General features: G+C 42.8%; 14 protein-coding genes and 1 pseudogene. 2 read left to right on the forward strand and 13 right to left on the reverse strand.

Going from position 1 to position 15,003, the window contains the following annotated elements; genetic code table 11:
• From B3S92_RS08560 to B3S92_RS08570, 3 genes and pseudogenes are all read right to left on the reverse strand, one after another.
• A pseudogene (locus tag B3S92_RS08560) lies at positions 1-647 on the reverse strand (hypothetical protein); the annotation flags it as partial.
• A 9-nt stretch (positions 648-656) separates the two neighbouring features.
• Positions 657-3,485 carry a PRTRC system protein E gene (locus tag B3S92_RS08565; protein ID WP_296204938.1) on the reverse strand — a complete coding sequence of 943 codons (2,829 nt, stop codon included), beginning with the start codon at positions 3,483-3,485 and terminating at the stop codon, positions 657-659.
• 119 nt (positions 3,486-3,604) lie between these two features.
• Complete coding sequence (locus tag B3S92_RS08570; RefSeq protein WP_296204941.1) at positions 3,605-4,090, reverse strand: Lrp/AsnC family transcriptional regulator; 486 nt, start codon at positions 4,088-4,090, stop codon at positions 3,605-3,607.
• A gap of 205 nt (positions 4,091-4,295) precedes the next feature.
• On the opposite strand from B3S92_RS08570, the gene leuA reads away from it, so the two are divergent.
• Entirely contained in the window at positions 4,296-6,050 is a 1,755-nt protein-coding gene (gene leuA, locus B3S92_RS08575; protein WP_296204943.1) for a 2-isopropylmalate synthase, read from the forward strand.
• A 77-nt stretch (positions 6,051-6,127) separates the two neighbouring features.
• On the opposite strand, the gene B3S92_RS08580 is transcribed toward leuA, so the two are convergent.
• Genes B3S92_RS08580 through B3S92_RS08610 form a run of 7 tightly spaced genes read right to left on the reverse strand, consistent with a single transcriptional unit; the run spans position 6,128 to position 11,438 of the window.
• Positions 6,128-6,403 (reverse strand): hypothetical protein, encoded by a 276-nt coding sequence (locus B3S92_RS08580; protein ID WP_296204945.1) that lies wholly within the window; start codon positions 6,401-6,403, stop codon positions 6,128-6,130.
• A gap of 9 nt (positions 6,404-6,412) precedes the next feature.
• Positions 6,413-7,081: a hypothetical protein gene (locus tag B3S92_RS08585; protein ID WP_296204947.1), complete on the reverse strand. Its 669-nt coding sequence runs from the start codon at positions 7,079-7,081 to the stop codon at positions 6,413-6,415.
• Positions 7,081-8,706 carry a hypothetical protein gene (locus B3S92_RS08590; RefSeq protein ID WP_296204949.1) on the reverse strand — a complete coding sequence of 542 codons (1,626 nt, stop codon included), beginning with the start codon at positions 8,704-8,706 and terminating at the stop codon, positions 7,081-7,083. The genes B3S92_RS08585 and B3S92_RS08590 overlap by 1 nt, the downstream gene beginning before the upstream one ends.
• An 11-nt stretch (positions 8,707-8,717) precedes the next feature.
• Entirely contained in the window at positions 8,718-9,389 is a 672-nt protein-coding gene (locus B3S92_RS08595) for a hypothetical protein (RefSeq protein WP_296204952.1), read from the reverse strand.
• Positions 9,386-10,288, reverse strand: a complete 903-nt coding sequence (locus tag B3S92_RS08600; RefSeq protein ID WP_296204957.1) for a hypothetical protein — start codon at positions 10,286-10,288, stop codon at positions 9,386-9,388. Before B3S92_RS08600 ends, B3S92_RS08595 begins: the two co-directional genes overlap by 4 nt.
• A complete protein-coding gene (locus B3S92_RS08605; protein WP_296204959.1) occupies positions 10,285-10,806 on the reverse strand; it encodes a hypothetical protein in 522 nt (173 codons plus the stop codon). The genes B3S92_RS08600 and B3S92_RS08605 overlap by 4 nt, the downstream gene beginning before the upstream one ends.
• Positions 10,807-10,817: 11 nt before the next feature.
• The gene (locus tag B3S92_RS08610; RefSeq protein ID WP_011960540.1) at positions 10,818-11,438 is read right to left on the reverse strand and encodes a hypothetical protein; all 621 of its coding nucleotides are present in this window, start codon (positions 11,436-11,438) and stop codon (positions 10,818-10,820) included.
• Positions 11,439-11,634: 196 nt separating this feature from the next.
• Here B3S92_RS08610 and B3S92_RS08615 point away from each other — a divergent pair, with 196 nt between their 5' ends.
• Complete coding sequence (locus B3S92_RS08615; protein ID WP_296204963.1) at positions 11,635-12,459, forward strand: sulfite exporter TauE/SafE family protein; 825 nt, start codon at positions 11,635-11,637, stop codon at positions 12,457-12,459.
• An 11-nt stretch (positions 12,460-12,470) separates the two neighbouring features.
• Here B3S92_RS08615 and B3S92_RS08620 read toward each other — a convergent pair whose 3' ends face one another.
• The 3 genes from B3S92_RS08620 to B3S92_RS08630 are packed head-to-tail and all read right to left on the reverse strand — an operon-like array spanning position 12,471 to position 14,893.
• The gene (locus B3S92_RS08620; RefSeq protein WP_296204966.1) at positions 12,471-13,106 is read right to left on the reverse strand and encodes a hypothetical protein; all 636 of its coding nucleotides are present in this window, start codon (positions 13,104-13,106) and stop codon (positions 12,471-12,473) included.
• Between the two features lies 1 nt (position 13,107).
• Positions 13,108-14,580, reverse strand: a complete 1,473-nt coding sequence (locus B3S92_RS08625) for a hypothetical protein (RefSeq protein ID WP_011960543.1) — start codon at positions 14,578-14,580, stop codon at positions 13,108-13,110.
• Positions 14,564-14,893, reverse strand: coding sequence for a hypothetical protein (locus B3S92_RS08630; RefSeq protein ID WP_296204968.1), 330 nt, complete (start codon positions 14,891-14,893; stop codon positions 14,564-14,566). The genes B3S92_RS08625 and B3S92_RS08630 overlap by 17 nt, the downstream gene beginning before the upstream one ends.
• Positions 14,894-15,003 lie beyond the last annotated feature (110 nt).

Below are 15,003 nucleotides of genomic sequence, written 5' to 3' on the forward strand. Positions count from 1 at the left end.
TCAATAGCAAACTTAACTCGATCAACCTCGCTGGTTCTAATTCTAATTAGTATTGGCCGTTTAAAGGCTTCTACGTCTTTGGGGTTAAACCCCAGGTAGTCGGCTTCATAAATGAGCCAATCCCTATAATCATCGGCTGTACCATTGTCATAAGCCATAGCAATTGCCATAGTACGGCCGTTACCACTTTCAACGGCCATATCATCACCGACAATAGGCGCGCCACTATCAGCCCTTCCGGATCGTCCTAAGCTTTCCGGATCAAGGTCACGTGATACTTTTTGCACCCATGCGACTGATGAATCACGGCCACGATCACGAGGCTGTAATTCTTGCGGATATATTGGGTTTTGGCTGCCGCTTGCCGTGTGACTAGCAATGACGTTATCAATTTCAGTTATAGCTAGAATCGTCGATACCCTAGTCCCCTTTGCTGTTTTAACATTATTGCTGCGGCCCTTGATAACCTTGTTTACCTGATTAGGCTGGCTGTTTGAATTATCTGATTTAACAGATAAGCCAAGATCAGCTCTAAGCTGCATAACTCTTTTTATTTCATCAAGGCGCTTTAACCCATCAAGGTTTTTAGCGTCTGATATAGCAGCCTTGAGCTGCTTCACCAGTTCTATCTTCTTTAAAGGTGTCATGCCCGCCCCTTATAAGTCTGATGATTCTTTATCAACTGCGCTTAATACAACATCTAACGCTTGAGTAAATAGCGGGTTGTGTTCGTCTTTTTCGCCAATAACTGTCAGCCTATCAAGGTCAATATCATCGGTACTTAAAGAGCCATCGATGATTGAATTTAGGTAATCTGTATCATCTTGGCTATAGGCTGTTTCTGTTTGCTGCATCGCATGTCCTTGTTCAATATCACTGATTTCTTGTTCATCACTTCCAATATCCTCAGGGGCATTTACTGTGGCTACATTTTGTTCATTTAAGCTCCCGATATCTTGATTCAACCAGTTATTGGCCTTTTCAATATATTCAGGTAAGTCATTGGTATATTGATAATCGACAACTTCACCATCTTGTGACCATTCAATGGTAAAGTCATTAGGTGATTCCTTTGTAGACTCTCCATCATAGTTTTTGAACTTGCCTTCAATTTCAACTCTTCGGTTAGATACTTCTTTAACCGCTTGGAATACGCCTAATCCGGCATGTCTTGATTCGATAAAAGTTGTAAAACCAAAAGATTCAGCAAGTCCATTGAGCTTTTCTAAATCTTTTTCCGTCAACACTTTTCTAGCTTCCCAGCGCTCAGCATTTGCCATAGCGTCCTCGTCATTATCGGCATAACGTGCATAAGGGTTTTCAGGGGAGAAAGTTTCAACATCAGATTTCGGAACTTCTTTTGGGTCAAGCTCACTAGTGATAGATTGCTCTTTTGCACTCTTGTCCGTAGTACCTACAAAGTTGTCCTCGGCCTGCTTAGAACTATTACCTTGTTCTATTACTTCTAGTATTTCGATGTTTATCTCATAATCATCTTCAATAGAATCAAACATATTGACTTCATCTGTAGAATTTGGCTTAATTATCTTAGTGTCTGAGTCACCCCCTGAATAGTTATCAGGGATCGGTTGCTCAGACATTTTTTTCTCACAATCATCTTCAATAGAATCAAACATATTGACTTCATCTGCATAGTTTGATTTAATATTATCAGTGCCTGAAGCAACCCCTGAATCGTGATCAGGGATCGCTGTTTCAGGCATTTTTTTATTGTCATTTTCTTGTAGTGAATCAAAAGATTTGTTTTTGGGCACTAAAAGGTCATAATGCAGTAATCCATCTTTAACATCTTTCTCAACCACGACTCTTAGCTTAATTAGCTCTTCGCCAAGCTTGATGGTATTCTCAAGATGATAATATCCAGACGCCATTGGTTTGTTAGAAACTTTAATATTTTCCTGCCAGGTTGCGTTTGTAGCTGTGGCTATAATATCTTCGATCTTTGCTACTAATTTAAGCTTTCTTGGGTCTGCGCTATGTGAGATAAACTTCTTAATGCCTCGTTTGCGAATCTCGACCTTCGCATTTTCACCCTCATCATCTTCCAATGCAGGGCAATCAATCCAACTGCCGGCAATGCTGTTAAAAACATCTTTCGCTTTACTTCTTAAGTCTATTAAGCCCTTTTTTGTTTCATCGAAACTACCAAGCTCATTGCCGGATAATTCCACCTTGGCTTCCTCTTCAGCTACATTTAAAGAAGTTGAGATCGTCATTTCATCTGGTTCTGGTATATATGCTGGCTCACCGTCCGCGCTTTCCGTAGTGTCAATATTGGCTTTTGATTTGTTTTGTTGCATAGCAGCATCAATCTGCTCTTTTAAGCTGGCAATATCTTTATCTAGCTGCTCAATGGTTTGTTTTTTCTGCTCAATATTGCTTTGAGCTTCATTGATATCAGCGTCACGCTTAGCTTTACGTTCTTGAGCACGTTTAAAGTTTTTGCTGTTTTTGCTGGCAAGCAACATCATTTGACGTGCAAGAGTTGGAATTTTGACGTCCTGGCCGTTAATCGGTGACAAAATAGCGGTTACGTCGCGTTTGTTTAATAACCATTTCCAGCTAACCATCATATCGCCTGCCAGCAATTTGCTAGGCGTGCTATCAGGGTTGTGGAACCAAATAGATAGTTTTTGGCCGTCCGATAAATCAAACACAAAAGCAACGTTTACCACGCCACCACGTTTAAATGGCTTGGTTTGAGTGACATTGGCTACAGATAGGGTTTCATTTGAGGCTTGGCTCATTGCTCTAAATAAGCGATCTTTGAGCATTGGCAAGCGGTTGACCGTGTCCATGATTGAGTCAAATTCAGCTTCTTCTGCCTCTGAGTCAATCAACGCTTGCTGCAAATCAAAATCTTGTGTCAGCTCTTTAAACGTGTCAGCTCGGATCATATCTGTGTATAGATTGGTTAAGCTGCCACCATGGCTTGATAGGGTTAAGTTATCCCATTGAACATCATTAAAAGCGGCTCGTGTCGCTTCTTCTTGTAGCTCTTTTGATGTGATGATTGGTAGGTAGTGCTTATCTTGCGAGGGGTTATTTAGTAGCTTAGAGACAGCATCAATAGACCATGCCTGGTCATCTGTCATGTGATCAAACTGCATGCCTTCGGCATAGCCTACAAGTACGCCATAATCTGCGCCCAGGTAGTCAAATTGAGTGGTTGCTAGTGTTAGTGCGTGCTCTTCATCTAAAGCGCCGCCAATTGCCACTGAATCAATGTAATGGCCGCCATTTTCAAACAAGTTAACAACATGCCAGCTATCGTCATTACTGCCAGCTGTTGAATCAAAGCCTAATCCGTCAAAACCTGTTTCATCGGCAATTAATGCCAGCATATCTCGGTACTCGCCTTCAATAAGGCCAGTTTCATAGCGGCTGTAACGCGTCTGTTCGTTACCGCATCGATCTTCTGTTAATTGGTTGGCGTGCGCTGTGCCTGTTTTAATGTAAGACATGATAAAAAACCCTATTACAATAAATATAATAGGGTTATTTTGGCATTGGAGATGTGCTGTGGTTTAGGGGTGTTCCTAGCTTAAACTTAAACGCGATGTTTTTGTGTTAGGCATGTCACTCAACTACGTTTCAGCACATCTCTTAATTCAATGCTAGTTTGAATATTACTTACGCCCTCAATGTGATTTAGCTTATGCAGGATAAAATCTTCAAAATGCTCCATGTCTTTCACTAAAACCTTTAGTAAGTAGTCTTCACTACGACCCGTCACAATACTACAGCTCATCACTTCTTTAAACTCTCTAATTTTTTCCTCAAACTTATTAAAACTATCTGCTGTATGCGTCTCCATACTCACAGCAATATAAACAGACAAGTTATAACCAAGTTTTTTAGCATTTACTTGAGCATGATATCCTCTGATCATACCGCATTCTTCCAAGCGCTTAATTCTTCTAGTACATGTAGTAGTAGAGATGTTCAATGAAGTAGCAATATCACTAACATTTATACGTGCATTTTCTTGCAACATTACTAAGATTTGCTGGTCCGCATAATCTATAGAAAGTACTTCTGTTGGTTCTAGAGAAGGAGTTATGGGCATTTCAATGGCTCTTTATGTAGTTATTAGTTTTTTTTCTCATATTTAGTCAATAAAAGTATTTTTTCACTAATACTAATTAAAAAATATGGTTATTTAGCAGATTTTTTCCCACAGTATCTTGATATCATTATTTAGGTTTTTAAACATTAATAATTAATACATGATAACTCGATATTCTAAATTTCGATACTACAGAGGGCAATCCATGAGCCAAGTTACTAGCCATTCACCAGTTGTTGAACCAAAAGTTAAGCCAAAATTCGAAGCATTTGATTTTCGCAAATATCAACCGTTTGCGTTTGCACCCAATCTACCAGATCGTACTTGGCCGAACAAAACCATTGAAAAAGCCCCAACTTGGGCCAGTGTGGATCTGCGTGATGGTAACCAAGCTTTAATTGACCCAATGACCATTGAGCAAAAAATGCAGTTTTTCAAACTGCTTGTTGAAGTGGGTTTTAAAGAGATTGAAATTGGGTTCCCGTCAGCTGCGCAAGTGGAGTTTGATTTCGCTCGTAAATTGATTGAAGAAAATCATATTCCTGATGATGTGACCATCCAAGTCTTGGTTCAAGCTCGTGAGCATTTGATTGAGCGTACTTTTGAGGCATTACAAGGGGTGCGTCGTGCGGTAGTACACGTTTATAACTCAACCAGTAAAGTGCAGCGTGACAAAGTCTATGCCAAAGACTTAGAAGAGATTAAAGAGATTGCGATCAAAGGCGCGAAGATGCTGCAAGATCATGCAGCCAAGCACCCAGATACTGAGTGGGTATTCCAGTACTCACCAGAGAGCTTCAGCCAGACTGAGCCAGATTATGCAGTTCAAGTTGTGAACGCGGTGAACGAGGTATGGAAGCCTGAAGAGGGGCAACAAGTTATCATTAACTTGCCTGCCACAGTTGAGTCGTCTATGCCAAACGTCTATGCTGACCAAGTTGAATACTTCTGTCGTCATGTAAAAAACCGCGAACATATCATTGTCAGCTTGCACACTCATAATGACCGAGGTAGTGCCGTAGCAGCTGCTGAGCTTGGTGTGTTGGCAGGAGCAGATCGTATTGAAGGTACCTTGCTAGGTAATGGTGAGCGTACCGGTAATATGGACATCATGATTATGGCCATGAACCTTTATAGCCAAGGCGTTGATCCTGAGCTAGATTTAAGTGACATGAGCCGTATCGTGCAGATAGTCAGTGAGTGTAACAATCTACCTGTACACCCTCGTCATCCTTATGTCGGTGAATTGGTATTCACAGCCTTTAGTGGTTCGCACCAAGATGCTATTAAGAAGTCGCTTGACTACAATGAGAAAAACAGTGAAGCAACGCAAAACATCTGGGATGTGGCCTACTTACCAATTGACCCGGCGCACATTGGCAGAAGCTATCAAGATGTGGTACGCATTAACAGTCAGTCAGGTAAAGGCGGCGTGGCTTATATCTTACAGCGTAACTACGGCTTTAACCTACCACGCTGGATGCAGATTGACTTTAGCCGTGTGGTACAACAGAAAGCAGAAGATGTAGCGCGTGAGCTAAGAACCGATGAGATTCTACAAGTTTTTGAATCTACCTACATTAATAATAAAAGTTTGAGCTTACTTGATTATCACTTAAATAATATAAGGGGAGATGTTGAATTTAACGGTCAAATTGCCTCTGATGATGAAGTAATTAATATATCAGGTCATGGTAATGGTCCATTATCTTCCTTCATCGATGGGGTGGCTCGTCATACTGGCAAGCAGCTACACATTATTAACTACTCAGAGCACGCAATTAGTCCCGAGTTCACTTATGGTGAAGAAGATGAGGCTCAAAGTGACAAAACCAACGCCAAAGCTGCTGCATATATTCAGCTAAACGTAGATGGTGAGATTTACTCTGGTATTGGCACCTGTTCTAGTACTGTTTCCGCTATGTTAAAAGGCGCCTTGTCTGCGCTTACTCAAATTTAGCTTTTGTGGAAAGCTTTTTCTAAGTCGTCATAGACATCTACCGTTCAAGGCGGTTTCTACGACGACTCACGGTAAAGTTACTTGCTGGCAGCAATACGATAAATCCATAACTCGTTCACACCTTTATTAAAGGCATCTTCAACAGTTAAATAGTCAGGATTATTAATATCACGTCCTAGCATACCAGGGTAGCTTAAATTGGTTACCTTAAACGGCTTGTCGGTACGACCACGTTTAAAGCGGCCAATAATTAGCCCATTTTGAGTTGAGGGAACCTGGGTTGATTCCGTCTTGTCGTTTACGTCGCCTCGCTGCACGCCAACAGCGGTTGAAATAATTTTAGTTTCAATCATGATTAATCCTTAGTTTGAGAATGATAAAGGTCTTAGTTTTTCAAAAGTCACTGGTATTTCTACTAGCTCGCTTCTACTGCTTGCTGATAATTCAATGCTTGCTGACTTAACACCAACTATCCATGATTCCTGAACAGCAACTCGTCTGGGATCATTGGGGTTTAACAATGCCACCGTTAGCTTAAACGCATAGTTTTTTGTTTCGTTCATTGTTCCATCGTTGTTAAACGCAAGTCTGCGACAAGCTTTATATGATTTAGAGATATCGCCTTTGGCTGTTTCGATAAAGGTGATATCCATTTCACTGCTTGTTTGTTGGGTCAAGTAGTTCGCCTGGTAAGATCCGGCTTGATAGCTTTCAGACTCATTAGAACCTAGCGACAATTCAGCATTAGTCGCAAGGTAGCTAAGCGTTTGATCCTTGAACCAGGGTATATCGCCTTTATGACCAAATATATTTTCTATCTTTACCCTGTAAACTGCCTTGATCAGCGCCTTATGAGCTTTAACTCTTCCATAAATGCGGGCATACTCTTCTAGTAGGTTTTTGCTTACAGTATTATCAACTGCACTACCCGTTTTTTGAGCTGCATTACTGACTAAGTTGAAGGCTGTTTCTCTAAAGTCATTGCCAGCCGTAAAGTCATGGTCGATTAACTCGCTAACTAAATCTAGCATTATTCGTCTTCCCAAAACATATCATCATCAACATCACCAACAGGCACCTCTTCACCGCCTGATGTTGGTTGATCAGCTGGCATGTCACCACCTAAGCCCATCATCCCGCCTTGCTCTTCTGCCGGTCTGGCTGATAATCCTGTTGCTACACGCTCTGCTAGATTAATATCGGCCCCAAACACGTCCTCTAGCATTAATTGGTTGGTTTCCTTATCAAAGCCTAGTTCACGAAGGCCGGCAAGCGATTGGGCCACAATAGCGAGCGTATTAGCTCTATTTTGCTTGTTATTAAGCATTTCAGTAGCGGCGGCTGATTGATCCGAGTAAAAATCAAACTGCCAGGGATAGTCTTGAGGCTCGAACCACTCATTATATTTAATACCCCAGTGTACGCTCATTAAGTGGTTAAATGCGTCAATACAAGCCTGTCTGATTAGCATTGAGCGACGCATAACTTGCGCTGATGTATGGAAGGCTGCACCGTCACCTAAGCCGCCTGCCAGCATATCGGCCCAGCCAATTAGTGATAGATCCATACCCAGGCCACCGGCTAAGCGACGTAAGTTAATCATCAAGATACCCTCATTCAGTGGTGCTACGCGCTGCGCTAGGTCGCCTACTGACTGAATCACTTGCTTTTCGCCATACTGCGGTAGTACGTGGTATTTTGTACCGTACAAAGCCTCACCGCCGTCAAACGCGTCTTGAATTTGATCGCGGTAGCTCTTTAACATTTTAGTTAACGAGCTAATATAGCCTTGTCTTTGTTTGGCTGGCATGCCTTCCATGTTAAGCGTTAAAAAAGCCTGTTTTACGCTGTCTGCAATTTGCTGGTTGTTAAGGCCAGCACGACTAATGGTTACGTCTCTCCATGCGTCCTCAATAGGATATAAGAATGAGCCGCCTACCTCTGACGGTAGGATTGGGTTGTCGGATCTTAGGTCATAAACAAGCGTTGTTCTATCCTGCCATACGTCTAAGGCCATTTGCGGTATGTTCTCAATACGAGGCATTTTAACTCTAAGCATTTGTTCTAATGACAACTTGGCAATAGTACGCTGCTTATCTTCATCTTCTAAGGCGTGAAAGCCAATAGTGCGCCCTGCTTGCTCAAATGGCATGATTAGTGAAGGCTGGGTAAAGCGGTTATTCATTAAATCAAGCACGCCTTTGCGCTCGTCTGTATAAATACGAGCATAACTATCACCATAAGCAATAGCCTGGCGTGCCAGCGAGAATACATGACGGTTGATTAGGGGTGCGATATGTTTAGCTTCACGCTCAACCTTTTTTCTAAGCTCTTTGGCTCTGCGGCCGCCTTCTCTAATATGGTCGCTTGGCGTGATAAAAATCATATCACCGGTTGATTCATGACCACCTAAAGCGGCTGTAACATGCAAGCTTAACGCCTCTGAAACTTGAGGGTCTGCCTGCATGATTTCCCACATGGTATAAATCTGTCTGCGAGTACGCGGCTGTTTTGCCTTGTGATGAAAAGTACCCAGCTCAAACGGATTGGTGGATTCATAGCTGCGATCCACGTCATCAATGGTAGGCATTTGCTCTGATATTCGAGTTTGCCTATCATCAATTAAAAAGCTTGCTAGACGTTTTCTAAAATTCATTGTTTATGCCCTTATCTTGGACCAGAAGTTGAGCTGCTACCACTTCTAACACCGCCGTGAACGTGGCCTTTTAGTGATATACCGCCACCAACTACATCGCTAGAAGCTGTGACACTACCTTGAGTTTTAATATTGCCTTTAGCTACCATAGTTCCATCGGCGGTAATGCCGCCACTGGCTGATATATTGCTGCTAGTTGAGACATTGCCCTTAACAGACATAGTGCCAGTTGTGCTTTGGCTGCCAGTATGGTTAATTTGAGCCTTAACGTTCATATTATCAGCCGTTATAGTTACTGTGCTTGCGTCAATGGTCACGCTTTGGGCCTGCATTTGTATCAGGTCTTTTGCTGTCAAAGTAATACGAGCTCTTGCCAGCAATTCAATGTTTTGCTGTCTTATGCGGCGAACATCAACTACCGCTTGGCCACCGCCATGACGACGGTAAAAAGCAATCACTGGCATTGATGTGTCGCCTTGCTCAAAGAAAACCCATACGTCGGCGCCTGGTAGTAATTCACGCTCGGTATCAAGATCATCATCACCGATTGGATAAGCCACCATAGCGGTAATACCCTCCGGCACCCCATCGGTTAACCCAGCTATTGCTACATTGGCCGTTCTATTGGCCTTGTAATAAGACACCAGCTTGGCTGGGTGAAAATATGGTGATATTACGCTCATTTTTCGCCCTCCAATTGTGCAAGCCACGCTTGAGTGGCCATTATCGGCCTGCCACCTAAAGCCCCAGTATCGTAACGATGCGCTGCTGTTAAAACCACCAAACTATCCTGGCTTGAACCGTCGTCAACGGTTACCACACTGCCAGCGTTTAACCTATCATCAAGCTGTCTTACCATCTTGGCCTTAGTCACTAAGATACGACGCAAGTTTTGCAATTCCCTGGCATCTGCTCTTGGGTAATAGCCTACTTGCTTGTTGTTAAGTGGTGAACCTAAGATATCCGATCCGTTATCATCAATTGATAAAAAGTTAGTATTACCATGCGATAAAACATGGGGGTTATCTATCCACTGTAAAGCACTACGATCGTATATAAGCGACTCACCTTTGAACAAATCATTAATGCGAGTAACAGATATTTCGCCGTCGCTATACATAGTTACAGCTGCTTCTTTTTGCAGCGATATTGCTATTCTTTTTGTCGGCAATTGGCCCTTTAAGCATATAAACTGATTTAACTTGATATCGCCTTTTAATCGTATCTTTGCACCCAGGACCCGATAAACCTCGTTAAAGCTTGTATCGTTTAGTGACGTGGCCCTACTTGCTACACTTAGCAGCGGCTCGCAACCCGATAACACAGCAATAATAATTAATCCGCCCACACGTTTTCCTGCCTTAACCGCCTGCATATTTATATGCTGTGATTTGACGATCGTTAAGCTGATGCCGTCGCCAACTATCAGCTTATCGCCAATACCCAATAGTCCTTTTAGCTCGTCGGTAGCTTTAACTACCATTTCAAGAGATACTGGCACTGGCACCAAGTCAGTGCGATATATCGCACTAATAAGGTCGCCGCCGCCAATAGTTGAGCCGTCCGATAAAACTATTTTCACTTCCACCAACCGTTGTAATTAATCTGAATACTTTGAAAAAGATCAATCGTATTGTTAGTTTGGTTTTTACCCTCAAGATCGGCCGTACTATCAACGCTAAAGGGGTGTGTATTAAACGCCTCCCTCTTCATTTCTAGCATAGTCTCTCTGTGGTTTTGGTAGGCCTCACTTGAGCTCATGCCAACTGGCTGTACTCCCAAGTTTTGCGCGCCTTCCATACGTTTAGCTTGCATAAGGTCGCATCTAGCCACAACAACAGGCTTAATAATGCTCCATTCGTCGTTGTAGATATTAATTGTGCTATCAATTAGCAGCGTATAGGTATCATCTTTATCATCAAGATCATACGCACGTAACGCACCGCCCCATGCCAGGTAATCGCGGCAAACATCAGTAATAATACGCTCTACATCACTTTCAAGAAGTGAATAGCCGGTCGTATATAGCTCTTCATAAAATCGAGTGGCGACACTCTTAATATCGCCCTCGATATAGCTATCTTGTCTGCTAGTAAACATACAGGCTTACCCTAACCAAATGTAGTGGTACCACCAATGGTAGAAACTGGTTTGTAGCCACCAAATGCGTTTAATGCGTTGGTCAATAGGCCGGCAAGTTTGTCAGCAGTACCGGCGCCAATATCACCAGTTTGGCCAAAGTAGTTATAACGGCAAGTTACTTGAACCTGTAAGATCTGGCTGCGGCTTGCTGAATCAATCTCACCACCACCATCAGGGAAGGTGATCGCACAGTCTTTAAGCAAGTATTCAGTCTTACCTTTAATCTCATTACCATCGGTAGCGAACCCATCATAAACACGCACCAGTGGGATCTCGCCATTGTGTTTAATAACGATATCTTCTGCAAACTTAGCGATGGTGCCTGATTCAGTTTCAATCATGGTCCACTGGCCTTCAAAGTTTGTTTTAGGCGGTGCGGTAACGTGGGCCTGGAAGCCGTAAGCATAATCTGCGTCGGCTGGCTCGTGGTTGGTTATCATTGGGCGCTGGAAGTTTTGAATAAGGATATAAAGGTTTTCGTAACCTTCTGGCTTACAAATTGCGTTACAAGCAAGCATAGCTGAACCCAAAGACTTGGCCAGCTCGTGCATTTGTGAATAGGCTTGCAAGGTAGGTGATGAACTTTTCATAAAAATAACCCTGGTCAATAATAAATGATGGGGTTATTTTGAGGTATAAAGGGATTGAGCTTTTAGGGGTGTTCCTGAAAATTTTTTAGTGCCTTTTGTTCAAGAATCAAAACAATTCAATGATATAATCCTTGACTTCTTCCTCCTCACTTAAAAAATCAAATATTATGGGTCAAATTGACTACAAGGATTAAAAATGACAACTCCTTTATTATTAGCAGCATTTGCTATGGGCTTTTTTGGTTCACCACATTGTTTGGGTATGTGTGGTGGCTTAGTTACCGCTTTTGGCCTATCTATGCAGGAAGTAAGCCCGCTAAAGAAAAGAGGGCTTATTGCTACTTATCACTTTGGTCGCCTGGTTAGTTACTCAATTCTAGGGGTTATTGCAGGTATTGTGGGCACCACGGTTTTAGCCCCACTATTAATGGGCAACTCAACCCCGCGTATTTTACTAGGTCTGGTATTGGTATTCATTGGCCTATCTATGCTGGGCATGCCTTTTTTAAATAAACTTGAAAAAGTAGGCATGGGCGTTTGGAAAAAGCTCTCCCCTATACGTCAAAAAGTTTTCCCAATAACTACCTTCCCAAGAGCTTTAGCAGCGGGTTTATTATGGGGCTTTTTACCTTGTGGCTTGGTCTATGGCGCTCTACTGATGGCCGTTGTCGGCAATGACATCGCAACTGGGGCTTTATTAATGTTTGTCTTTGGCTTAGGCACGGTTCCCATGTTGGTCGCTACCCAAGAGACTGTGGGCTGGCTACACAAACAAATTGGCCGCTATAAATTACGTCAATTAAATGGCGTCGTAATGATTTTGTCAGGACTGGCAGTAATTGCCCTGCCTATAGCCATGCATAGCATGGGTGGACACGGCGATCACGGCTCGCATGGCGCACATCAAATGCATGATGATTCAGCGATGATTTCTACTACGCACGACCACTCTCAAGATATGCACGGTTCTAATACTGAAGAGCATCATAACCATGATCACTCACATGCTAACCATCAGTAATTGAAAACGCATTAATATGGAGATAGATAAGCCACATGATAGCGATAGCCGCCAACCGCGACAGCAACGTCAACCTGGCTGAAATTAACTGAGACAGCAATTTCTGGCACGATATGCCACGGAACCAGCTTTTCTAAGACGGGGGCAATATCTGAAATATCACTATTATCATCATCAAGGGTTAATGCGATACGCACACGGCTAGTTAAAAACGAGCCTGGCATCTCTTTTTCACTTACTGCTACTGGGTAAGAGTTTGCTAGCTCTTTTGAGTGCCAAAGTCTCAATACCCTGTTATTTCCAGGAAACAGCATGTTTAGTACGAACTGTAAGAACTCCAGGCCACGGCCGCTGGCCATACCCTGCCAGGCAGACAAAATCATGGCCATAATATCAGTTGATAGCCCTTCTGTATCTTGTCTCAAGATCACCAGTCCGTTAAGCTTACTAAATCGCTCAATAACAACTGGGCTGCTTTCAAGCCATGGCGCACCATAGCTATTCATATCAACCAAGCCTTCAAGCTCGTATTCCTCAATCAGCTTAGTAAAAACACCTGCAATGGCTTCATCAAGCTCGTTTGCCTTGTGGCTTTCTTGCACCGTTCTAGTAAAGTCGGCAGCCTGTAATTTGCTTATTTTACCCATCTTACAAAGTCCAAATGGCTGTGCCAGTGTCGGCCGTTCTTGTCATGTCGATAGTAATGCTATCCTCTGTGATATAAGCCCATTCATGCGGTTTAATGGGGTTTTTAGCAGTATCTTCTGTTAAAACTGAAAAGTCACTAATACGGTCCTGGAAGGCTGTAATATCACTTCTAATCTTAATGGCAATTTCTTGTTTATTAAAACCGTCTGGGCTGTGGTAGCTTGATGATAGCGAGCCTTTACCAAAGTTTTCTAGCAGCAACTCTTTGATTTGAGTCTTTACTGAATCCATATCATGCACCGAGGCCAAACGGCCAGCAATGGTAATCTTATAAGGTCTTTCTTTAACCTCTTTGATATTAACCTTACCATCTAGCAGCGTATCAGCATTGGCTACCAGCTTCTTAATATCTTCTACCAGCGCCTTTTGCTCAATCTTGTTTTTAGCTACCACGGTTAAAAATAGATGGTTGATTGCGTCCAATGAGGCCCCGTAGTGCTTCTCATTGATCGTCTCATTCCAAATGGCCATGTAGTCAAAACGCTGCATAAAGTGCTTGCGTACTAAAAAGTCAAAGTTACCCATGAAAACGGCGTTATGGTCATACATTGAAGGGTAGCTGGCAAGTAGTCGCATTTGAGCCACGCTTAACGGATCTGCGCCGGCTCGAACAAGATCACCGGCTTTGAAATATAGGTTTAACTTGCTTTCCTCTGACTCGTAAATCTCACTCAAGGCCGCGCTGCTTAGGCTTGATTGGTCAACATACCCATAGCTTTGAGTGATTGCGATCTCGTAGGTATCACCGGCTTGTACTGTCACGCCGGCACGTTCGGAGTCGCCAAAAACAATTGTTATATCTTCAAGGTTATGGCTTTGTAGTGTATAAGCCGCCTGGCCCAAACCGGCGTTCATAAACTTGGGCGTGTACTGAAAATTCATACCCAAAGTTGCGTTATAAACTGACAAACTCGATAGATAGGCGCCGTCGGTTGTTGATACGTCTAGGCGATAAAAAGACTCACTAACAGGTATGTTAACCTCAATATGATTAACAGTGCTTTGCTCTGCTAGAACCTTTTTGGTTTCATGGCCGTTTAGCGTTGCTGATGACATAAGACGCCATTGTCTGCCCGTACCGTCCTCAACTAAACGGCCCTGGCTCAAACTAACCTTGCTATTCCCATTGTTCTCAATAGTTAGCATGTACTGGCAAGGCGTGGCAACTGGCAATATACCCTTGTTGATAGCATCTGCAATGATCGTGCTTTGCTTAGACTTGATAAACGGCTCTGTAATGTTTACCTGGTTATCACGCGATAGCCATAAGACAGTTTCCACTACCGAAGTCATCATAGCTCTTACTGTGGGATCGCCAGCTCGCCAGCGTTCTGCAACTTCTGGGTAGTCGTTTAAATGGCTGTCTATACTTGATAGTATCTTTTTTCTTAGCTGGTTACTGGGCACTGACATTATAGTAATCCTGATCAATATCGGTTATTGGGTTTTCATTTAGCTGAATATAAATACTGCCAATAGATAAGACGACGTTAATCGTATCAAATCCCACTGTTTCAATGGATATACTTAATTGATCTTCATCTAGTGTGTTTATTATCGGTATATCGGCCCTAAGCTTGCTTAAAAACTCGTCTGCTACATCAGCGGACAACTCTTTTAGCAGCATGGCCTTGGCATCTGCGCCATAGCCTTGAGCAAAATAACCGTTAGGCGGCGTGTCCAACCAATGAATAATCATCTGCCTAATGTGTTCGGCGGTAATCATTTAATGCGCACCTCGGATAATGGGGTGTTGGGGTCTGGCAGTCTTATCTTGGCTCTTGTCTTTTTGGCCTGGGTTATAAGCTTAGACGCATCAACAAATCTTGAGTTCTT

The sequence above is a fragment of the Psychrobacter sp. UBA3962 genome, assembly GCF_002385225.1.
GTDB lineage: Bacteria > Pseudomonadota > Gammaproteobacteria > Pseudomonadales > Moraxellaceae > Psychrobacter.